Origin of the sequence: Streptomyces otsuchiensis (assembly GCF_004305975.1) — a bacterium.
GTDB lineage: Bacteria > Actinomycetota > Actinomycetes > Streptomycetales > Streptomycetaceae > Streptomyces > Streptomyces otsuchiensis.
Genome location: NZ_BHZI01000023.1, coordinates 1 through 20,494 on the forward strand (window position 1 = coordinate 1; position 20,494 = coordinate 20,494).

Below are 20,494 nucleotides of genomic sequence, written 5' to 3' on the forward strand. Positions count from 1 at the left end.
CCTCCGGGTCGTCCCGCCCCGCCGGCTCGTTCCGGCTGACCCGTGCCGCCCTCGCCGCAGGCGGAGAGCACCAGGACGCCGGCGCCTGCGGCAGCGACGACGGCGCCGGGGACGACGGGAGGGACGCCGTCACCCTTCAGCTCAACTGGTACCCCTACGGCGAGCACGCCGCCTTCTACTACGGCGTGGAGGAGGGCATCTTCGAGGACCACGGGATCTCGCTCAGCATCGAGGCCGGGCAGGGCTCCGCCCGGGTCGTACAGGCCGTCGGACAGCGGGACTTCGACTTCGGCTGGGCCGACACCCCCGCGCTGCTGGCCAACGTCGACCAGGGCGTCGACGTCCGGTCCGTCGGCGTCTTCCTCCAGTCCACGCCCTCCGCCGTCCAGTTCTTCAGCGAGACCGGCATCACGGAGCCCGAGGACCTCAAGGGCAGAACGATCGCGGTCTCCGCCGGGGACGCCGTCACCCTCACCTTCCCCCTCTACCTGGACGCCGTCGGGCTCTCCGAGGACGACGTGGTGCAGCAGAACCTCGACTCCGCCGGGAAGAACGCCGCGATGATGGTCGGACGCGTCGACGGACTCATCGGCTTCGCCCACGACCAGGGCCCCAAACTCGCCGACGAGAGCGGCAAGGAGGTCAGCTACCTGCGCTACACCGACGCCGGGCTGAACTTCTTCAGCAACGGCCTCCTCGCCCACAGCTCCACCATCGCCGACGACCCCGACCTCGTCGAACGGATGGTGGCCGCCACCTCGGAGGCGTTCCAGGCCGCGCAGGACGCCCCCGAGGACGCCGTCGCAGCCATGGCGGGCAAGGACCCGCAGATGCCCGGCGAGAACGTGCTGCTCCAGCAGTGGCAGGAGACCATCCCGCTGCTCACCACGGAGAACACCGAGGGCCAGGCCCCGGGCACGACCGACGAGGACGACTGGCGAAGCACCATCGAGGTGCTGGCGGAGGCGGGACTCATCAACGAGGCCAAGCCGACCGACGCCTACTTCGACGGCTCGTTCACCCCGGAAGGCCGGTGAGCGCGGTGACGGCGACGAACAGGTTCGGACGCGGCGCGGGCCGCGCGCGGCGACGCGACGCCGAATCCCGCACCGACACGGGAACGGGCGCGGGCGCACCGGATCAGGACCCGCGGAACTCGCGGAGCGGTCCCATGGTCGGCATCCACGGGGTGGACGTCACCTTCCGGACCAGATCCCGAACCGTCCACGCCCTCAGCGGCATCGAACTCGACGTACAGCCCGGCGAGTTCCTCAGCATCGCCGGGCCGTCGGGCTGCGGGAAGTCGACCCTGCTGCGCGTCGTCGCCGGACTCACCCAGGTGAGTGCCGGCGAGGTGACGCTGCGCGGAACCCGCGTCGCGGGCCCCCGCCGTGACGTCGGCTTCGTCTTCCAGCGTGCCGCGCTCCTCGACTGGCGCAACGCCCGCGCCAACATACTGTTCCAGGCCGAGATGCGTGGCCTGCCCAGAGCGTGGGCCCGCAAGCGCGCCGACGAACTCATCGAGATGACCGGCCTGACCGGCTTCGAGAACGCCATGCCCTTCGAACTGTCCGGAGGTATGCAGCAGCGCGTCTCCCTCTGCCGCGCGCTGCTGCACGAACCGGACGTGCTGCTCATGGACGAACCCTTCGGCGCGCTCGACGCGTTGACCAGGGAGAACATGAACGTCGAACTGCGGCGGGTCTGGGAGGCCACCGGCATGACCGTGGTGCTGGTGACCCACTCCGTCGCCGAGGCCGTCTACCTCGCCTCCCGCGCCGTCGTCATGGGACCGCGGCCCGGCCGGATCATCGAGGAGTTCACCATCGACCTCCCCGGCCACCGCGAATACGAACCAACTCTGGAAAGCCCGGAGTTCCAGCGCATCAGCGGCCGCATCCGCGAGCTCCTCGGCTCCACCGCGACCACCACCACCCCCGACTGACGGCGTGGGAGGCCCAAAGGATGGACACCCCTCCGGGCTCTGACCCGAAGGGAAGAGCGACCGGAGGGTGCCGTTGGCCGACTCTCGCGTGACGCACGTCACGGACCCTCCCGGCTGCCACTCTGAGTGGCTGGTTCCGTCTGCTTTCTGGTGATGTCGCCGCGCGTGGTGCGCGGAGCGCGCACGCGTCGTGATGGCCCGCGCGGGACGGCTGTTGCCCCTCCTGATGTCGCGAAGCTAGGGTCGTCATCGTTCGCGGAACGTTACTGCGAGTAGCTCATGGTGACATCTTCGGAAAGTGTCATCTCGTGAGGTCTGGGGTGGGGCCCGGTGCAAGCGGGCGCATGCCGAGCCTGGTCAATGGAGTGGCACAAACCGCATGCTTGAGATCATCGGACTCTCCCAGGGCTACCGCCGGAAGCCCGTTGTCAGTGAGCTTCATATCGCCCTGGGGGCGGGAGCGTTCGGTCTGCTCGGGCCCAACGGGGCGGGTAAGAGCACTCTGCTCCGTACGCTCGCGACCATCTCCGCGCCGGGGCGACCCGAGCAGCTGAGGCTCTTCGGGGAGCCGCTTCGCACACGCAAGCAGCTCAGAGCCGCCCGTCGGCGCATCGGGTACCTCCCGCAGAGCTTCTCCTATCCACCGGGCTTCACCGTCACGGACTTCGTCCGCCACTGCGCCTGGCTCCGCGAGTTGCCCAACGCCGAGATCGGGCGTGCCGCGGCCGAGGCCGTCGACAGGGTGGAACTCACCGAGCAGGCCGACCTGCCTTTGCGGAAGCTCTCCGGTGGGATGTTGCGGCGCGCCGGAATCGCGCAGGCGATCTGCGGCGAGCCCGATCTGATCATCCTCGACGAGCCCACCAATGGACTCGACCCACGGCAGCGCGTCCGGCTGCGCCAACTGCTGAGAGACCTGTCGGAGAACAGCTGCGTGGTGCTCTCGACCCATCTGGTCGAGGACATCTCCCATGTCTGCGCCCGCATGGGTGTCCTGTACGAGGGCCGACTCCGCTTCGACGGCACGGCTGAAGAGCTTGCCGCGATGGGGACGGGCACGGAGGGCGGCGACACGGCACTCGAACGTGGTTACACCGCGGCGTTGGACGCCCCGCCGCTCGTCGGGCCCCCGGCGGGAGACGTTGCCCGATGACAGGCTTCCGGATCGAACTACGCCGCACTCCCGTGCGTTGGTGGAGCATCCCGCTGTTGGCCGTCGCTCTGAGCATGGTGCTGTTCGTCGGCGACGACTGGAGCGTCTCTTGGCCTCGCGCGTCGGCGGCGATCACTCAGGCCGACCTGCTGTTGATGGTCGCGGCCCTCGGGCTGACGGCGCAGCGGGTCAGCGGCATTCACCGTGGCAGGAACGAAGAGATCCTCGCCTCACGGGACCGCAGTCGGCTGGAGTTCACCTCCCTGGCGGCTGACGTGACATGGCTGGTCGCCGTGTACCTCACGATGACGGGAATCGTGTGGGCCTTGATGTGGAGCCGGGGAGTTCCGGGCGGCCCATGGCTGGAGTATCCGGTCTTCGGCGTCTGCGGAGTGGTGTTCGCTGCGGCGCTCGGCCATACGTTCGGCCGCCTGGTGCCGGGGCGTTTCACCGGCGTCCTGGCGGCCGTCACCGGCTACCTTCTCTTCCTCGTCCTCTTTCCCAGCGGCGAGTCGCCCCTGACCGCCAGCGTCGGTTACCAGGCGATCGATGTTCGCCTCTCGGGCGCGCATCTGGGCTGGCGTCTCGCGCTGACCACCCTGACCGTCCTCGTCGCCGTTGGTGCCGTGCACCTCGTGAGCCGCGACCGCCGTCGCCCGCTCACCGCACTGATTCCGGCGGCAGCTGTTCTCGTGGGGATCGCAGCCATGCCGTCCGGCTCCGAATCGCCGCTGGTCCAGCCCCGGGAAGCGTCCGGCCGCGCGTGCGCCGACACCGGCCACGGGGGTGAGGTGTGCGTCTGGCCCGAGCACGCCCACCGCCTTTCGGAAGCCACAGCCGCCGCCGAGCGTGTCGGTGAAGCCGCCGCGCCCGTCCTGCCGACCACGATCGCTCACCGCGAGCACGGACTGGATCGAGGGGGAGTGGGGGGCTTCACCCTGGACCACGGGCCGGGCGACACGCTGGCCACCCTCGCCGGAGAGTACGTCGACCGCGCGATCCCGTACTGCGCCGACTGGCAGGAGGAGCAGTGGGGAGCGCACTCAAGCCTTCGCCTCTGGCTCGACGCCCGCGCTCGCGGCCTGGGCACGCTCCCCGACTACAACTACCAGTCCCTCGGAGCAAGTAGTGACTTCCGCGAAGAAGTGGAAGAGACGCTCGCCCGCCCGGAGGAGGAGCAGCGCCGGCACGTGCGTACCTGGGTCGAGACGGCGCGAGCGGTCACATGCTGACGGCCACTCGGCATGGGGCGCGCCTTGCGAGAGAACCGTTGCGGCGGCACCTTCTCTCCCACGCCGCACCTCTGAGCGTGGTCGTCGTCCTGGCCTGCGCTGCCGCAGCGGTCTGGTGGGGCGACACCGCCCACATGCTTCCCAACCTCGCTGGTGGCCCCGCCATCCCGGTCGAGGCGTCACACGTGCTGCCGGTTCTCGTTGCGGCCGTCGTCGTACTCTCCTCCGGCGATGGGCTCCGGGACTTCTCGGAACACGCTGCCCGTCCGCGACGTCTCATCCTGGCGGCTCATCTGGCGGCCGGTCTCGGTGTTGCCGCCGTACTCATCACTCTCGCCCTGGTGGTGGGTGGGGCCGCGGACCAGGCGGCTGTAGCTCTGCGCAACCTCGTTTCCGGAAGTGGCCTTGCGGCCCTCGGCGCGGCGCTCGTGGGTGTTCGTACCTCGTGGGCCCTCCCGCTCGCTCTGGCGACACCGGCCCTCACCATCGCGGATCCCGCCAGCCCTTCTTGGTGGCACTGGCCGACCGCGGCCGGTACACCGCACAGCTGGTTCCCGGCCGTCCTCGTGTTCGTCGTCGGCGTCACGGCGCTGCTGCTGAGAACGGCTCCCTACGGAAGGGTGCGAGTGGCTCGGAGGGAGCGTCGGCCGTCGCATCCCGCGAGGTGACGCGCCAGAGGGGCGCCGGGGTGGGTGGCGTCGGGTGCCGTGGGCGGGAGGAGCGGTCGGCCGGATGTGTCGCGCCGGATCAGGCGGGTTGCCTGGCTCCGTCGAAGAGCGCCAGTTCGAGGAGGTCCGGCGCGGTGGGCCAGCCGGGCAGTTCGGCCGACAGCTGGCCGGCGGCTGCCCGCATCCACCGCAGGTAGACGCCGTAGCGATGTGAGGTCCAGCCGCCGTCCGACCAGATCCGCGCGGCGATCGGCCCCGCCCACGCATGACCGGCGGCGGTCCCGACGCCCGTCGCGTGCCGACGGAGCACCGAGGCGAGGACCCTGTCGAGGATCAGTGGTCGTTGTCCTCGCACCGACGGGAGCACCTGGCCGGCGAAGTACAGGAACTTGGTGTGGAACGCGGGCCCGAGTCCGTTCAGCGTGTTGAGCCTGTCGTAGGCCGCGGTCGCGCCCTCGTTCGCGAGCAGTGAGACCGCCGCGCGGAACGCCTCCTCCGAGCCGGGCCGGGCGAGTATCCGCCCCGTGCGGTGCGGGCCGTAGCCGGTGAGGCCGTAGCCCCACACCTGGGTGGCCACGAATGCCTCGGACCAGCTGCCGTCCCGCATCGCGGTGCCGACGGCGGCCACGACATCCTCACGGCTGACGTGGGCCCGCCCGCCCTCCGCCCGGTCGGCGAAGCCGGCGGGCCAGGGAGCGACACCGGCCCAGCTCGACGGCCGGTAGGAGGTGGTGTGCCGACCGGTTCCGTCGGCGTAGCGCCCTCCCCGGTGCGGATCCGCGAGCCAGCCGCCGAGCGCGTCGACCGCCGCCCGGGGCAGGGCGCGGTCGAGCATCTTCGCGTCGAGGCTGTCCGCCAGGTCCTGGTCGAATCGCATCAGGTCCGCACCTCCCGCACCGGCGATCCGGCCATTGGCATCCCGCCGGGCGTCATGCTCCGTACAGGGCCGCCTTGACGTGAGCGGTCAGTTCGTCGCCGGTCAGGGTGCGGGTCCGGCCGTCCTCGGTGAGGGACAGACCGTGGTCCCAGCGCACGTGCTGGACCTGCCGCCGGTAGTTCTCGAACTCGACGAACGCGCCCTCGACGCCGTCCAGGAGCTGGAGTTCCTGGAGCAGCACGGCCTCGGTCGCGACGCCGCGTTCGGAGCCGACGCTGGAGCTGCCCGTACGCGGGTTGGCGTACCGCATCCGGAGGAACGGCGCCGGATCGCGGGGGGCCACCGACCAGTCCACCATGCGTTCGCGGGCCAGGAACTCGTCCACGGTCAGGGCGTCTGGGAACTCGCAGCGGTACCCGCCGTAGACGACGAAGACCTGGGCGTTGAACGCCTTGTCCTCGTACTCGTAGTGCTGGTGGACCTCCGGGGGAAGCGAGGCGAGCGTATCGAAGCCGTACCCGGCGGGCGCCTGCCAATCCACGGTGGTGGCCACGGCCGCCTCGCCGGTCAGCTCGTCCTCGTGGCGGCGCGCGTGTGCCAGGAGGGCCACCGCGAAGGCGTCGTCCGCGTGGTCCCGGGTGTGCAGCTGGAACAGGCGGCTGCCGTCGGCGGTCGCCGCGCCGTAGAAGTTCAGCCCCGGGGCGGGGGACCAGAACCACGCCTGGTCCAGCCCCTCCAGCGCGCGGACGGCGGGGAAGGTCTCCACGGTCGAGCGAACAGTCACGTCTCTCCTTGTGCGGGATGTGTCAGCAGGTGGATTTGTAGTTCGGCCCGGTGTCCTGGCGGTAGGTGGCGGTCATCTGAGCCCCCTGGCTGGAGTTCTGGCTCAGGTTCATCGGCTCCATGTCGCCGGCGTTGTTGTAGAAGTCGAGCCGCACGGTCCTGTTGGAGTTGTAGCCGACACGGTTCCAGTGGTCGACGACGGCTTCCCTGTGTTCGTAGCTGAGCTGGTCGACGGGGATCAGCCGTCCGCGGCTGTCCCGCCAGGTCAGCTGGTCGCGGGGAATCCGCTGTCCCTGGGCGTCCACCGGGACGCCCTGCGCACGTCGGCCCTCGTCCGTCCACTGCGTCGCCATGGCGTCGTGCGTGGTCTGACGATAGCTCCTCGGGTACTCCGAGTCCCGGTTGTGGACGATGGGCGTCGCGTTCGGGTTGGGGGCGAACCGGCCGTTCGGCCCCCGGACGCTCGGTGTCCGGACCAGGCCCAGCGGGTCGATCCACCACAGCGGGTTGAACACGTACGCGTACTGGTTGGCGTCGGCGGCGAGACCGAGCGGGTCGGGCGTGAGATAGCGGGCCGTGTCGGGGTCGTAGTAGCGCTCGTAGTTGTAGTGCCAGCCGGTCTCCTCGTCGGCGTACTGCCCGGGGAACCGCAGGGGGCACTCCGGGCCCTGCCCGGTGCCGTGCCGGGCCGCTCGCCGGCCCCACAGACTCATCCGGTTGCGCCATACGACGTCTCCGTCCGGCGTCACCAGTTCGGCCGGGGCGCCGGTGAGGTCGGCGACGATGGCGTAGAACCGTTCGTCGACCGTGCCACCCGCGGCGTCCGTCGAGAACTCGCGCTGTGCGAGGGGCCGGTGCCCTCCCGGCTCGTAGTCCCAGCTCGTCACACGTCCGTCGGAGGTGACCTGCTCGATGAGATGGGTGCCGTCCCAGGTGAAGCGTGTCTCCTGGAGCGGGGCGTCGTCGTCGCCGACACGGGCCTTGCGCACGCGGCGGCCCATGGCGTCGTAGCGGTACTGCCAGCGGTCGCCCGAGTCGGTGATCACCTGGGTGAGCCGGTTGTCGTCGTTCCAGGTGTAGTGGGAGGCCCGCTGTTGGCCGTTCAGCAGGCGGGTGGTGATGGTCACGACCCGGCCCATGTCGTCGTACTCGTAGCGGGTACGGCCGTTGCGCCGCAGCCGGTTGCCCGTGAACTCCCGCCGCTCCGGCGGCTGTTCCGGATTGTCTGCCGGTGCCGTCCCGGCAGCGGAGGGGGCGGGCCGGGCCGAGGCCGTCACCAGGTTGCCGGCGTCGTCGTAGCCGTACCGCTCGGTCCACGTCTCGGCCCGGACCGCCGTGACCCTGCCCACCGGGTCGAGTTCGAAGTGGCGTCGGCCCGTGTCGAGTTCGGTGATCTCCACCGGGGCGTCGTCCGCGCGGTAGCGGTAGGTACGCAGCTGCAACCGCTCACGCCCGTCGGCGGAGAGCAGTTCCTGCTCGGCGAGACGGTCGGTCCCGTCCCACCGGTGGCGCAGCACGGCGCCGTCGCCCAGCCGACGCTCGACCTCCCGGCCGGCCGCGTCGCGCACGAAGCCGATGTCGAGTGCTCCGCAGCGGACGCCGCTGCTGTCGCCCCGTATGTCGTAGCTCCAGTGCGACTCGGCGCCGGAGGGTGTGACGCGGGTGAGGGTCCGGCCCAGCGCGTCATAGGTGTACCTGGTCCGCGCGCCGTCCGTGGTCTCGGCGAGGACACGGCCGGTCAGGTCGAACTCGCGCGAGGTGGAGGTGGAGCGGCTGCGGCTCTCGGTCACGTTGCCGACGAGGTCGTAGACGAAGTGCTCCGCCTCCTCCCCGGCTTCGCGGGCGGTGACCCGGCCGCACGCGTCCCGCGTGAACCGGGTGACGTCGCCGTCCAGTTCGCGCTCAGCGAGGCGGCCGGCCCCGTCGAACCGGTAGCTCAGGGACCGGCCCGCGAAGTCCGTCTCCCGCACCAGGCGCTTCGCGCTGTCGTACGCGTAACTCCACTGCTCACCGTGGGGGTTCTCGACCGCGAGGAGGTTGAGCTCGGTGTCGTAGGTGAAGAGGTGCGTGGTGCCGTCCGCGTCGGTGCGCCGTGTCGTCCGCCCGAACCAGCCGTGTTCCAGCTCCAGTGACAGCCCGGCGGGGTCCGTGTGCCGCAGCAGGTGCCCCTCGGCGTCCCACTGCCAGCTCTCCCGCAGCCCGTCGGGCCCCTCCTGCCAGTCGGCGAGACCGTCCACGGTCCAGCCGTAGTGGGTGCTGTCGCCCGCCGGGTCGGTGACCGAGGCGATCCGGCCCATGGGGTCGCGCCGGATCACCGTCACCTCACCGGCGGCGTCCTCCAGGGTCAGGGGCAGCCCGGCGGGATCGAGGGTCCGGCGTGCCGTCCGCCCCAGCGCGTCGGTCGAGGAGTCCCAGGCGCCGGTGACGTCGTAGCTGTGCCTGCTGGTGTTGCCGTGCGGGTCGGTCGTCGCCGTGAGCAGGCCCCGGTCGTCGTACTCGTGGAGCCAGACCGCGCCGTGGGGTTCCACCACGCGCACGGGCCGGTTGAGCGCGTTGACCTCGGTCGTGGTCGTGGCCCCGTCGGGCCGGACCAGCTCCAGCAGGTTCCCCTCGGGGTCGTGGCGGTAGCGGGTGGTGCGCCCCAGGGCGTCGGTCTGCGAGCGCAGATGGCCGTGGGCGTCCCACGCCTGCCGCAGTTCCTCGCCCTCCGGGCCGCGGATGAGGCAGAGGCGCCATTGGTCGTCGTACCGGTAGACGGTGGTGTGGCCGAGGCTGTCGGTGTAGCGGGTGGTCCGGCGGGCGGGGTCGTAGTCGATCCGGCAGTCGAGGACTCCGTGGATGCCGGTGCCGGCCACGCACCGGTCGGCGGCGTCGTAGGTGAACTCGTACCAGTCCCCGACGCGGTCCTCCCAGCGGGTGATGCGCGAGCGCTCGTCGTGGACGTAGCGCTTGCTCAGCCCCGACTCGTTGACGACGCCCTCCAGTTCGCCCCGCACGTCGTAGGCGAAGCCGCGCAGCGGGACCGGGTGGTTCTCCGTCGTGACGAAGGAGAGTTCGGTGACCCGGTCGCACACGGAGCCCACCCGCACGCGGTAGCCCGCGCTGTGCCGGACCTCCGTCGGCAGGCCGTCGAGGTCCCGCTCGATCTCGATGTGGTTGCCGTGGGGATCGCTGATCCCGACCAGGTAGAGCGTGTAGCGCGCCGTCCCCGCGGGGTGTCGTTCCATCGCGGCGAAGTGCCGGACGACGCCGCTGATCGGGTCCGCCAACTCCATGGCGCCGCCGGGCGTTCCGTCCCAGTTCAGCCTCAGCCGGGGGCCGCTGCGCGGCAGGACGCTCTCCGCGCCCCGGGGCACGTCGAAGACGAGCATGGTCGCCGACTCGGAGAAGAACACCGCGCCTTCGTCGTCCAGCTCCAGCCGCTCGTCCAGCGTGGACGCCCAGGAGGTGCCGTGGAAGCGCCCGTAGCGGTACGTGGAGAGATGCGTGCGGCGCAGCACCAGCGGGAGGACTCCGAGGAAGCTGACGTCCCGCTCCTCCAGCAGCATCTCGCCGCTGACCATGTCGACGGGGTCCCCGTTGGTGCAACGGCTCTCCGGGGGCCTGGAGGTGGCCGGGGGGTCACGTCGTGCCGCGCCCGCGCCGTCCCCGGCGACACCGCGCACGTTCTTGCCGAGGTTGCGCGCTCCGGCGGCCAGTCCGGCCGCGGTCGTCAGGCCCTTGAAGCCGGGGATGCAGTCGAGCACGGCGAACCCGACGTCCCAGAGCGAGCCGTTGCCGTTGGCGTAATCGATCAAGGTGTCGACGAGGACGATCACCGCCGCGGCGAGGACGACCCAGGCCAGCGGACCGCCGATGATCATCACCACGACACCCAGCACGGCGACGATGATCTTGGCGACGGCGACGATGGCGTCCCAGGCCTCGACCAGCCAGTCGATCAGCTTCTGCCACCACTTCTTGTTCGGGATGCCCGCGTCGGACGCCTCGTCCAGGGAGTTGGCGCAGATCGCCGCCGCCGTCTCCCGTGCCTCCTTCGCCTGCCCGGCCAGGGCCTTGGCGGCGTTGAGCGCCGACTCGGCGGAGAGCACGGCGGCTTCGGCGCCCTCGTGCGTGCTGGCCGCGCTCCGCAGGGCTTCGCGGACGCCGCCCCGGACCTCGTCCTCGTCCGGGTCCTCCGCCGCTTCCTCCGCGTCCTCCAGCTCCGCGACGGCCGTCTCCAACGCGGACTGCGCGCTGGCCAGTTCGGCTGCGGCGGACTGCCCCTCGGTGAGGGCGCGGTCGGCGTCGTGCTGGGCGTCCTCCAGCTTCGGCCAGTACGTCGCCAAGGCGGCGGCCGCCAGGTCGTAGGAGGTGTGCAGCTTGGTGAGGTTCGGCGGGACCTTCTCGAACCGCTCCTTGAAGGCGTCAGCGGTCAACCCGACGAAGGTGGCGAGGGAGTCGGACTCGACCATCCCCCGGATCGTCGACAACGCCTCCGCGGCGTCGTCCGCGAACGTCTCCAGACTCTCCGCCAACTGCCTGATCCGCTCCGGATCTCCCGGCGTCGGATCCGACGATAACCCCAACACCGACCAGTCAGATGAACGGCTCACAACCGACAACCCCCACTATGTCCGACCCCGTCACCGTACTGAGATCGAATCGAGGTGACAATGCCCCAAATAGTGATCATGCAGCGGATATCGAACGGATGTGTTACTCGGCGTGCTGTGCTGTTGACGATCGCGACACCGCGCGTCGGCACCGCGCGTCGGCACCGCGCGTCGGCACCGCGCGTCCGCGCCGTGCGTCCGCTCCGGGCCACCGTCGCGCGGGGTCACCGGCCGTCCGCGACCTCCCGCGCGGGCCGCCTTCCGGGATACGTTCACCGTCCCGGACGACGAGAGGAGCAGGACCGATGGCGCCGTTCACGACCATCCACCGAGTCTTCGCCGAACAGGCCGAGCGGCGGCCCGGCAAGGCGCTCTTCGAGCTGCCCGACGGGCGGAGCGTCACCTACGCGGAGACCGCGGAGACCGTGCGGCGGATCGCCGCACGGCTCCTCGCCGACGGCGTCACCCCCGGCGACCGGGTCGCCATGCAGGTGGAGAAGTCACCGGAGGCCGTCGCCCTGTACCTGGCGACGCTGCGGATCGGCGGCGTACTGCTGCCGCTCAACACCGCCTACACCGCGGCGGAGACGGACTACGTCATCGGCGACGCGCGGCCACGCGTCTTCGTCTGCTCCCCGGAACGACTGCCCGGCCACGACCACCGCGGTGAAGGCGACGAGCTTGTCGTCGAGACCCTCGGCGTCTCGGGGGACGGCACCCTCCTGGGCGGCGGCGGCGGTGGTCCGGCCAGCGGCACCCTCCCGGGCGACGGCGGGCACCACTCGGAGCTCCACGACGCCGGGCCGGACGACCCGGCGTCGATCCTCTACACCTCGGGCACCACCGGCCGACCCAAGGGAGCGGTACTCACCCACGGCAACCTGGTCTCCAACTGCCGTGCACTGCTGGACGCCTGGCGGTACACCGCCGACGACCGGCTCATCCACGCCCTGCCGATCTTCCACGTCCACGGGCTGTTCGTCGCCGTCAACATGACGCTGATGGCGGGTGCGTCCATGTACTACCTGCCGGGGTTCGACGCCGGGACGGTCATCGACCTCCTGCCCGAGGCCACGGTGCTCATGGGAGTCCCCACCTTCTACACCCGGCTGCTGGGCGAGGACCGGCTCACCCCCGAGTCCTGCGCCTCGATGCGGCTCTTCGTCTCCGGCTCGGCCCCGCTTCTCGCCCGCGACCACCAGGCGTTCGAGGCCCGCACCGGCCACGCCATCCTGGAGCGCTACGGGATGACGGAGACCGGGATGAACACCACCAATCCCTACGACGGCGGCCCCCGTAAGCCCGGCACCGTCGGCAAACCGCTGCCCGGCGTCGAGACCCGGGTGACGGACCGCGAGAGCGGGCGGGCACTGCCCGACGGCGAGACGGGGATCATCGAGGTCCGCGGCCCCAACGTCTTCGCCGGCTACTGGCAGTTGCCCGAGAAGACCGCCTCCGAGTTCCGCGCGGACGGCTTCTTCGTCACCGGCGACCTCGGTCATGTGGACGAGGACGGCTACCTGTCCATCGTCGGCCGGGACAAGGACCTGGTGATCTCCGGCGGGCTCAACGTCTACCCCAAGGAGATCGAGCAACTGCTGGACGTCCACCCCGAGGTGCTGGAGTCCGCCGTGATCGGCGTCCCCCACCCGGACTTCGGGGAGACGGTGGTTGCCGTCGTCGTCCCGGCGCCCGGCAGCGCGCCACGGGCGGACGCCCTGCTGGACGCCGTCGCGGGGGAGTTGGCCCGGTACAAGCACCCCCGGGCGGTGCGGTTCGTCGAGGCGCTGCCCCGCAACGTCATGGGCAAGGTCCAGAAGGCCGAACTGCGGCGGTGTTACGCCGACTTGTTCGTGGACGCCGGAGCCGGCAGCGACGCTCCCTGACCCCGGCGCCGCCGGTCACTGACGGTGCAGGGCGAACACCCGTGCCGGGAACCCCGATCCCTGGTGGGGCTTGGGCCAGGAGGCCACCACCAGGGCACCCGCCTCCGGGACACGGTCGAGGTGGGTCAGCAGCTCGACCTGCCACCGGTCGTATCCGAGGACGTAGGCCTCCAGGCTGTAGTCGCCCACGGAGGTGGCCGAACCCGGGTCGGTGTCGGCCTGCTCGTGCCCGATGGCGGTGACGTCGGCCTCCTCCAGCAGGTGGCGCAGCACCTCGGCGGACCAGCCGGGCGTGTGGCTGACCCCGTCCTCGTCCCGGTTGGCCATCGCCTCCGCGTCCGGCCAGCGCCTGCTCCACCCCGTGCGCAGGGCGACGAACGCCCCGGACGGGACGGGCCCGTTGCGGTGCTCCCAGGCGGCGAGGTCGTCGAGGGTGGGGGTGCTGTCCGGGTCGGCCTCGACCCGGGCGGTGATGTCGAGGACCACCAGGGGCAGGAACATCTCCCGCACGGGGACCCGGTCCAGGGTGCGGGCCCCGGCGACGAAGTGCGCGGGCGGGTCCACATGGGTGCCCCACTGGCCGACCAGGGAGTAGCGGTGCACGGTGAAGTCGTCGCCGTTCCCGATGTCGTAGACGGCCGTGCGGCGTTCGTCGCCGAAGCCGGGGAAGTGCGGCTGTCCCGGCCGGAAGGCGTGGGTGAGGTCGGTGTGGGTCACGCGGTCGGTCAACTCGCGGTACAGGGGCCAGAGTCCGGGTCCGTCGGCGGCGGTCTCGGCGGCGGTCTCGGCGGCGGTCATCGTGTCTCCTTCTCGGTCGAGGGCGCGGGGGCGCCCTGACCGGCATCGGCAGCGGCCGTCGGCGGCGCGGCCCGCCCGGCGCCGCGCCGCGTCAGCCCGACGCCCAGCATGACCACCGCCATGCCCAGCACCACGCGCACGCTCAGTTCCTCGCCGAGTACGACGACCCCGAGCAGCACCGAGACCACCGGCAGCAGATAGCCGACCACGGCCGCGTTGGTGGCGCCCTCGTCGTTGATGATCCGGTAGGTGAGGTGGAAGGTGATCGCGGTGCAGAAGACGCTGAGCACGACGGCCGCCACGATCACCACCGGGCCGGGGTCGATCGGCGCCAGGCCGCCGCCCACCGGCATCACGACGGCGGTCAGGCCGCTCGCGGCGACCAGCTGTGCCGCTGAGAGCGAGATGGTGGGGGTGCCGCGGCGGACCAGGGTGCGTCCCATGTAGGTGAAGGCGATCGCGTAGCTCGCGGCGGCCCCGACGATGGCCAGGGCGCCCCAGCCGGTCTCGGCGCCCGACTCCCACGGTGCGAAGAGCACGACGGTGCCGACGAAGCCGAGGAGCAGGCCGGTCAGCCGGGCCGGGCGGATGCCGCGTTCCGAGCCGAGGGCCAGCGCCAGGGCGATCGACCACAGCGGGGTGGTGGCGTTCAGGACCCCGGCCATGCCCGAGTCGACCGTCTGCTGGCCGAGGCTGAAGAGGGCGAACGGCAGCGCGTTGCAGAAGAAGGCCGCGATGGCGATGTGCCGCCAGGCGGTGCGGCCCCGGGGCAGGCGGTGCCCGCTCACGCGGCAGGCGGCGAGGAGGACGAGCGCGCCCAGGGCGCAGCGCACGAAGGTGACCTGGAGCGGGGAGAGTCCGCGCAGCGCGAGGTCGATCCAGAGGAAGGTCGAGCCCCAGAGCAGGGCGAGCAGGGCCACCCGGGCCCAGCCCCGCAGGGCGTGTGTGGTGTTCACGTCGTCTCCGTTCCGGTCGGTGCTCCGGCGCCTGGGCCCCGTCTTCTGACGGTGCCTCACGTCGAGCATTGAGCACAAGCAAATGGTTCTAAGCGTTCTGTTAAGCTCCGCTACATGCTCGATGTGCGACGGCTGCAGGTGTTGCGCGCGGTGGTCACCAGCGGAACGGTCACCGCCGCCGCGGCCCATCTCGGCTACACCCCCTCGGCCGTCAGCCAGCAGGTCGCGGCGCTGGAGCGACAGGCCGGTACGGCGCTGCTGGAGCGGGTCGGTCGCGGGGTGCGGCCGACGGCCGCGGGGCTGCTGCTCACCGAGCACGCGGCGCTGATCAGTTCGGCGGTCTCCCGGGCGGAGACCGCTCTGGCCGACCTCCGGGCCGGGCGGACCGGCCGGCTGTCGGTGCGCTACTTCGCCACCGCGGGCTCCACGCTGGTGGCTCCGGCGCTGGCCCGGCTCCGTGCCGCCCACCCCGGCGTTCGTGCCGACCTCCGGCTCACCGATCCGGAGGACCCGCTGCAGGAGGTGCTGCGGGGCCGGGCAGACCTGGCCGTCGTGGTCCATCCGCCGACCCGTGAGGTCGGGGAGGGGGTGCGCCTGGTCCATCTGCTCGACGATCCGTACGCCGCGGTGCTGCCCGCCGGTCACCGCCTCGCCGGTGCCGCGAGCGTCGACCTGCACGAGCTGGCCGCCGAGCAGTGGGTCGGCAGCGAGCCGCCGGGTCCCTGTCTGCAGCCGGTCATCGACTCCTGCGCCTCGGCCGGGTTCAGCCCGGACTTCGTGATCCAGAGTGAGGACTACGCCACCGCCCAGGGGTTCGTCGCGGCCGGTCTCGGTATCGGCCTGATGCCGGGGCTGGGGCTGCGCGCGCCGCATCCCGAGGTGGTGGTCCGTCCGGTGCGCAATCCCGAGCCGGTGCGCGTCATCTCGGCCGCCGTGCGGGTGACGGCGATGGAGCGCCCGGCGCTGCGGGATCTGCTCGCGGCGCTGCGGGAGGCCGCCGTCGGCGGTGCGTGCGATGCCGCCGGCCGGCGCTGACCCGGCTGACCCGTCCCGGGGGCGTGCGGACCCGCGGGAGTGGCCGGGCCGTCCGTCAGGCGGTGGCCGGCACCGGGATCAGGGTCACGGTGCTGTGGAAGATCTCCTGGTCGTCCTGGCGGGCGCTGACCCGGACCGTTCCGGATTCCGGGGAGCCCTCCACCTCCAGCCAGCAGGGCGCGTCCAGTTCGGCGTAGCGGACGAAGGCGGAGTCCATGCCGACCACGGCGGTCGGTGCGGGGTGGGCCGCCGCGAGCGCGGCCTGGCGGGCGCCCTCCAGCAGCAGCATGCCGGGCACATGGTCGACGAGGTGGTCGAAGAGGACCGGGTGGGCGGGGTCGACCCGCAACTGCCAGCGGCCGGGCTGGTCGGTGGCGGCGAGCACCACGTCCTCGAAGCGGTCCCGGCCGAACCGCGACCGGCCTGCCGGAGGGGGCAGCGGCACGGCCTGCGCGGTGGCGTCGGCGGCGTCGGCGTAGCGGCCCCGCAGCCGGTTGTAGACGGTGCGGTCCTGGATGGTGAAGCGGGTGCGGGCGGCGGCCAGCGGCCGGCCGTCGCGCTCCACGTCGACGTGGAGGGATATCGCCGACGCCCGGTCCCGCCGGTACTTGACGTCCTCGCAGGTGATGTGGAGTTCGAGCCCGGCCGGGGAACCGTCGGCGAGGGCGGCGCCCGGGTCCATCACCCAGTCGAAGTCCTTCCACAGCAGCTGGTGGCCCTCCGGTACCCGGTAGGCGGCGTGGGAGAGCAGGGGCAGGGTCTGGCGGACGGTCTCGCTGAGCAGCAGCGGGTCGTGCAGGCCGAGCCGGCTGACGTAGAAGGGGTGCGCGGCGGGCCACTCCGCCGTCACGGTGAAGCGGTCGGGCGCGGTCCGCCACCAGGTGCGCAGCAGCACTTCGTCACGGTTTGTCTTGTGGGTGCTAACGGGTGAAACCCTCTCAAAAAGGGTACCGGCGTCGCGCTGAGCGGGCTGGACGGGCATGGTGATTCCCCTTGATGCGGTGGCTCTCGAATGGGCACGCACAGGTGGAGCGAAGCGCTCGCGATGTTCGCGGTGGCGCCGATGCGAATAACATAGAGGTCATTCTCTTTCTTTGTCTACGGGTGCAAGGGAGCTCGCCGATGGCACGGCAACGGCAGGAGCGCGCGGAACGGACGAGGGCCGCGCTCATCACAGCGGCCGCGGAGCTCTTCGACCAGGGCGGATACCACGGCGTGGGGCTTAACGCGATCCTCCAGCGGGCCGGGCTGACCACCGGCGCGATGTACTTCCATTTCAAGTCAAAGGAGGAGCTGGCCCGCGCGGTCATCGTCAACCAGGCCGACGAACTGCAGTGGACCAGGGAGAAGCAGGGCCTCCAGCAGCTCATCGACGTCTGCCAGTACCTGGCGGCCCAGATGCGCTCCGACGTGTTGTTCCGGGCGGGCGTCCGGCTCGCCGTCGAGCAGAACGAGGCCAACCTGCTCGACTACTCGATCTACGACTGGTGGGCCCAGCAGTTCCACGTGCACCTCGTCGAGGCCCGTGAGCTGGGACAACTGCGTCCGGAGGTGAACGAGACCGCGTTCGCCCAGGTCATGGTCGCCTCCTTCACCGGGACGCAGATCATGTCGCGGCTCGCCGACAGCTGGTCCGGTCTGCCCGAGCGCATAGAGGCGATGCTTCGCTGTCTGCTTCCCGCCCTCGCCCCGCCCGGGGTCCTCGCCACCCTGGAGCTGTCGGGGAAGCCCCTCGACGAGGTGGCGCCTCGGGGCGACGCCGCAGGTGAGAGCGCCGGGGCCGGACCCGACCCGGGCGAGGACGCCGGACGCACACCGAGTGAAGACGCCGGACACACCCCGGGCGGCGACACCGACGGCGACGGAGCGGGCCGATGAGACCGCTCCGCGTGGTGCTGACCGGCCCCACCGGCTTCGTCGGCCGGGCGGTGCTCGGCCGGCTGCTGGACCAGCGGGACTCCGGCCGGGTGGCGGAGGTACGGGCCGTGACCCGCCGCGTTCCGGCCGACCGGCCCCCGGCGGCGGGCGTCGAGTGGTGGCCGGCGGACCTGTCCGACGCCGGGCAACTGGCCGGTGCAGCCGACGGCGCCGACGTCGTGATCCACCTCGCCTGCCGGGTCGACGGCTCGCCCGCCGACTGCGAGCGGACCAACGTCGACGGCACCCGGGCGCTGATCGCCGAGGCCCGGCGCGGCGGCGTGCGGCGCGTCGTCCAGCTGTCCACCGCCGCGGTGTACGGGCCCGGCCCGCACCGGGGCATACCCGTCGACGGAGTCGTGGCGGCGCCGGTGTCGGCGGCCAGCCGCACCCGGCTGGCCGCCGAGGGGATCGCCCGGGAGGCGGGCGCGACCGTGCTGCGGCCCGGACTCGTCCTGGGCGTGGGCGACCGCTGGGTGGTCCCCGCCCTCGCCGAGCTGCGGCGCCGGGTCCCCTCCGGCTGGGACGGCGGACGCGGCCTGCTCTCCGCTGTCGCGGTGGAGGACCTCGCCGCGCTCGTCACCACCCTGGCCACCGGGCCGGAACAGCCGCCCGAGGGCGTCCACCACGCCAGCCACCCGGAGCCGGTGCGCGCCGGCGACCTGCTGGCCGCGCTCGTCGAGCTGGACATCCTGCCCGCCGTCGACGGCGACCTGCCCTGGGAACGCTGCCTGGAACAGCTCCGCCGCACCGAAGGCCGCATCAGCGAGCGCCAGTTCGCCCTGCTGGCACGAGACCACTGGTACGAGAGCACGGCGATCTGGCGCCGTGCCGGATGCGCCCCCGGGCCCGGACCGTTGCACCGGCTCGCCGCGGCGGCGCCCTGGTACCGGCGCGAGCTGCGCGGCTGACCGGCACGGAACCGGAGTGACGAGGGAGAACCCGACTTGCCAAAGCGAGCGCGGAGTACGGCGCGAAGCGGGTTCCGGGCGAGGGGCGGCGGTACGTTCCCGGTGCAGGGTCGCCAGGGTCGCGGCCTCCGTCGTCCGCGTGAAGCGGATGACGGGGGCTCCGGCGCGACCCGTCCGGGTACCCGTGGCGTCCGCCGTCCGGTGCCGTGGAGCCAGTTCCCCCGACGGATGCCGAGGTCGAGCCCATGGCGAAGCAGGTGCGAGCCGAACGCACCCGGCAGGCGCTGATCGCCGCCGCTGCCGAGGAGTTCGACCGGCGTGGCTACGCCGGCACCTCGCTGTCAGCCGTGCACCGCGGCTGCGGGGTGACGATGGGAGCACTCACCTTCCACTTCCCCACCAAGGCGGATCTGGCCGCGGCGGTCGCCGAGGAGGCCGAGACCGCGACCCGCGAGGCGCTCGCCGGAGTCCCGCCCGACAGCACCCTGCCGCCACTCGCCGCCTTCACCCTCGCCGTGGTCCGGCTGCTGGAGGAGGCCCCCGTCCGCGCGACGGCCCGGCTCGTCCAGGAACGGGCCGTGTCCCCGGGCTGGCGCGCCATCTGCCGGACCGCGCTGAGCGACCTCGCGGAACAGGCCGAGGGGCTTCCCGCCTGCGGCCCCGGCCCGCAGGAGTGGGAGCTGCTGGCCGTCTACCTGACGGCGGGCGCCGAGGCGGCCCTGCGCGCCGGGCACACCCCCGGCGAGGTGCGGGCCCAGCTGCGGCGGCTCTGGTCGCTGGCGCTGGACGGCCGCAGGGAGCCCGGTGCCGCCATGGGTGGGACCCGTCCGCGCGCGGCGTCGACTCCGGCGGCGGGCGGCTGCCCGACCATGACCGTGAGCACATCTCAGAAAGGGGACTCCCCATGACACGACGCTGCGCCCTCATCACCGGTGCGTCCCGGGGCATCGGGGCCGCCATCGCGGTGGAACTCGCCCGCACGGGGCACCGGGTGGCCGTGCACTGCCGAGCCGACACCGACGCCGCGAAGGCCGTGATCGACTCCCTGCCCGGCGACGGCCACCTCCTGGTCACCGGCGACATCGGCGCGCCGGAGGAGGCACGGAGAATCGTCGACACCGCCGTGGCCGGACTCGGCACCATCGACGTACTGGTCAACAACGCCGGTGTGCACGCCGGGCAGCCCGTCGCCACCACCTCCTACGAGCAGTGGCAGGCCGACTGGCGGCGGCTGCTCGCCGTCAACCTGCTCGGGCCCGCCGACCTGATCTGGTGCGTGGTCGACCACCTGCGCGGCCGCCCGCAGGGCCCGCGCGGCGCCCGCATCGTCAACGTCGGCTCGCGCGGCGTCTACCGGGGTGAACCCGACGCCCCCGCCTACGGAGCGGCGAAGGCCGGGCTCCACTCCCTGACCCAGTCCCTCGCCCAGTCCCTGGGCCCGCTGGGCGTCGCCGTCTCCGCCGTGGCACCGGGGTTCGTCCGCACCGACCTCACCGAGCCGATGCTCGCCGGGGACGCCGAGGAACGGGTACGCGCGCAGAGCCCGCTGGGCCGCATCGCCGTCCCGCACGATGTCGCGGCGGCCGTCGCCTGGCTGAGCGGCGCCGACGCCGAGTGGTGCAGCGGCGCCGTGCTCGACGTCAACGGCGCGTCCCACCTGCGCTGACCGCGCCCGGCCGCGGCGCCACAGCCACCGTGCCACTGCCGCAGCGCCACTGCCGTCAGGGCAGCGCCGGGC

At 72.1% G+C, this 20,494-nt stretch carries 17 protein-coding genes; 11 read left to right on the top strand and 6 right to left on the bottom strand.

What is annotated here, in order from left to right; translation table 11 throughout:
* Positions 1–35: 35 nt before the first annotated feature.
* The 5 genes from E0D90_RS04150 (at position 36) to E0D90_RS04170 (ending at position 4,998) form a co-directional block, all read left to right on the top strand.
* On the top strand, positions 36–1,037 hold the full coding sequence (locus E0D90_RS04150; RefSeq protein WP_130796647.1) for an ABC transporter substrate-binding protein: 1,002 nt from the start codon (positions 36–38) through the stop codon (positions 1,035–1,037).
* Positions 1,038–1,171: 134 nt separating this feature from the next.
* On the top strand, positions 1,172–1,945 hold the full coding sequence (locus E0D90_RS04155) for an ABC transporter ATP-binding protein (RefSeq protein WP_130796625.1): 774 nt from the start codon (positions 1,172–1,174) through the stop codon (positions 1,943–1,945).
* Positions 1,946–2,324: 379 nt separating this feature from the next.
* The gene (locus tag E0D90_RS04160) at positions 2,325–3,098 is read left to right on the top strand and encodes an ATP-binding cassette domain-containing protein (protein ID WP_130796626.1); all 774 of its coding nucleotides are present in this window, start codon (positions 2,325–2,327) and stop codon (positions 3,096–3,098) included.
* Between the two features lie 74 nt (positions 3,099–3,172).
* Positions 3,173–4,330, top strand: a complete 1,158-nt coding sequence (locus E0D90_RS04165; RefSeq protein ID WP_130796627.1) for a DUF7224 domain-containing protein — start codon at positions 3,173–3,175, stop codon at positions 4,328–4,330.
* A gap of 77 nt (positions 4,331–4,407) precedes the next feature.
* Positions 4,408–4,998, top strand: coding sequence for a hypothetical protein (locus E0D90_RS04170; RefSeq protein ID WP_157996808.1), 591 nt, complete (start codon positions 4,408–4,410; stop codon positions 4,996–4,998).
* Between the two features lie 79 nt (positions 4,999–5,077).
* On the opposite strand, the gene E0D90_RS04175 is transcribed toward E0D90_RS04170, so the two are convergent.
* Genes E0D90_RS04175 through E0D90_RS04185 form a run of 3 tightly spaced genes read right to left on the bottom strand, consistent with a single transcriptional unit; the run spans position 5,078 to position 11,253 of the window.
* Positions 5,078–5,875, bottom strand: coding sequence for an 8-oxoguanine DNA glycosylase OGG fold protein (locus E0D90_RS04175; protein WP_130796629.1), 798 nt, complete (start codon positions 5,873–5,875; stop codon positions 5,078–5,080).
* Between the two features lie 52 nt (positions 5,876–5,927).
* The gene (locus E0D90_RS04180) at positions 5,928–6,659 is read right to left on the bottom strand and encodes a hypothetical protein (protein ID WP_130796630.1); all 732 of its coding nucleotides are present in this window, start codon (positions 6,657–6,659) and stop codon (positions 5,928–5,930) included.
* Between the two features lie 22 nt (positions 6,660–6,681).
* Complete coding sequence (locus E0D90_RS04185; protein ID WP_369008416.1) at positions 6,682–11,253, bottom strand: RHS repeat-associated core domain-containing protein; 4,572 nt, start codon at positions 11,251–11,253, stop codon at positions 6,682–6,684.
* Between the two features lie 305 nt (positions 11,254–11,558).
* Here E0D90_RS04185 and E0D90_RS04190 point away from each other — a divergent pair, with 305 nt between their 5' ends.
* Positions 11,559–13,139 carry an AMP-binding protein gene (locus E0D90_RS04190; protein ID WP_130796632.1) on the top strand — a complete coding sequence of 527 codons (1,581 nt, stop codon included), beginning with the start codon at positions 11,559–11,561 and terminating at the stop codon, positions 13,137–13,139.
* A 15-nt stretch (positions 13,140–13,154) separates the two neighbouring features.
* On the opposite strand, the gene E0D90_RS04195 is transcribed toward E0D90_RS04190, so the two are convergent.
* Entirely contained in the window at positions 13,155–13,937 is a 783-nt protein-coding gene (locus tag E0D90_RS04195) for a cyclase family protein (protein ID WP_130796633.1), read from the bottom strand.
* Complete coding sequence (locus tag E0D90_RS04200; RefSeq protein ID WP_227869976.1) at positions 13,934–14,893, bottom strand: DMT family transporter; 960 nt, start codon at positions 14,891–14,893, stop codon at positions 13,934–13,936. Before E0D90_RS04200 ends, E0D90_RS04195 begins: the two co-directional genes overlap by 4 nt.
* A gap of 114 nt (positions 14,894–15,007) precedes the next feature.
* Here E0D90_RS04200 and E0D90_RS04205 point away from each other — a divergent pair, with 114 nt between their 5' ends.
* Positions 15,008–15,928, top strand: coding sequence for a LysR family transcriptional regulator (locus tag E0D90_RS04205; protein WP_130796635.1), 921 nt, complete (start codon positions 15,008–15,010; stop codon positions 15,926–15,928).
* Between the two features lie 55 nt (positions 15,929–15,983).
* Here the strand turns inward: E0D90_RS04205 and E0D90_RS04210 are convergent, their stop codons facing one another.
* Complete coding sequence (locus E0D90_RS04210; protein ID WP_130796636.1) at positions 15,984–16,910, bottom strand: ScbA/BarX family gamma-butyrolactone biosynthesis protein; 927 nt, start codon at positions 16,908–16,910, stop codon at positions 15,984–15,986.
* Positions 16,911–17,050: 140 nt separating this feature from the next.
* On the opposite strand from E0D90_RS04210, the gene E0D90_RS04215 reads away from it, so the two are divergent.
* The 4 genes from E0D90_RS04215 to E0D90_RS04230 all read left to right on the top strand — a co-directional run bounded on the left by E0D90_RS04215 (position 17,051) and on the right by E0D90_RS04230 (position 20,422).
* Entirely contained in the window at positions 17,051–17,806 is a 756-nt protein-coding gene (locus E0D90_RS04215; protein ID WP_157996809.1) for a ScbR family autoregulator-binding transcription factor, read from the top strand.
* Positions 17,803–18,756 carry an NAD-dependent epimerase/dehydratase family protein gene (locus E0D90_RS04220; protein WP_130796638.1) on the top strand — a complete coding sequence of 318 codons (954 nt, stop codon included), beginning with the start codon at positions 17,803–17,805 and terminating at the stop codon, positions 18,754–18,756. The genes E0D90_RS04215 and E0D90_RS04220 overlap by 4 nt, the downstream gene beginning before the upstream one ends.
* 245 nt (positions 18,757–19,001) lie before the next feature.
* Entirely contained in the window at positions 19,002–19,664 is a 663-nt protein-coding gene (locus E0D90_RS04225; protein ID WP_103528244.1) for a TetR family transcriptional regulator, read from the top strand.
* A complete protein-coding gene (locus E0D90_RS04230; protein WP_130796639.1) occupies positions 19,661–20,422 on the top strand; it encodes an SDR family NAD(P)-dependent oxidoreductase in 762 nt (253 codons plus the stop codon). Before E0D90_RS04225 ends, E0D90_RS04230 begins: the two co-directional genes overlap by 4 nt.
* Positions 20,423–20,494 lie beyond the last annotated feature (72 nt).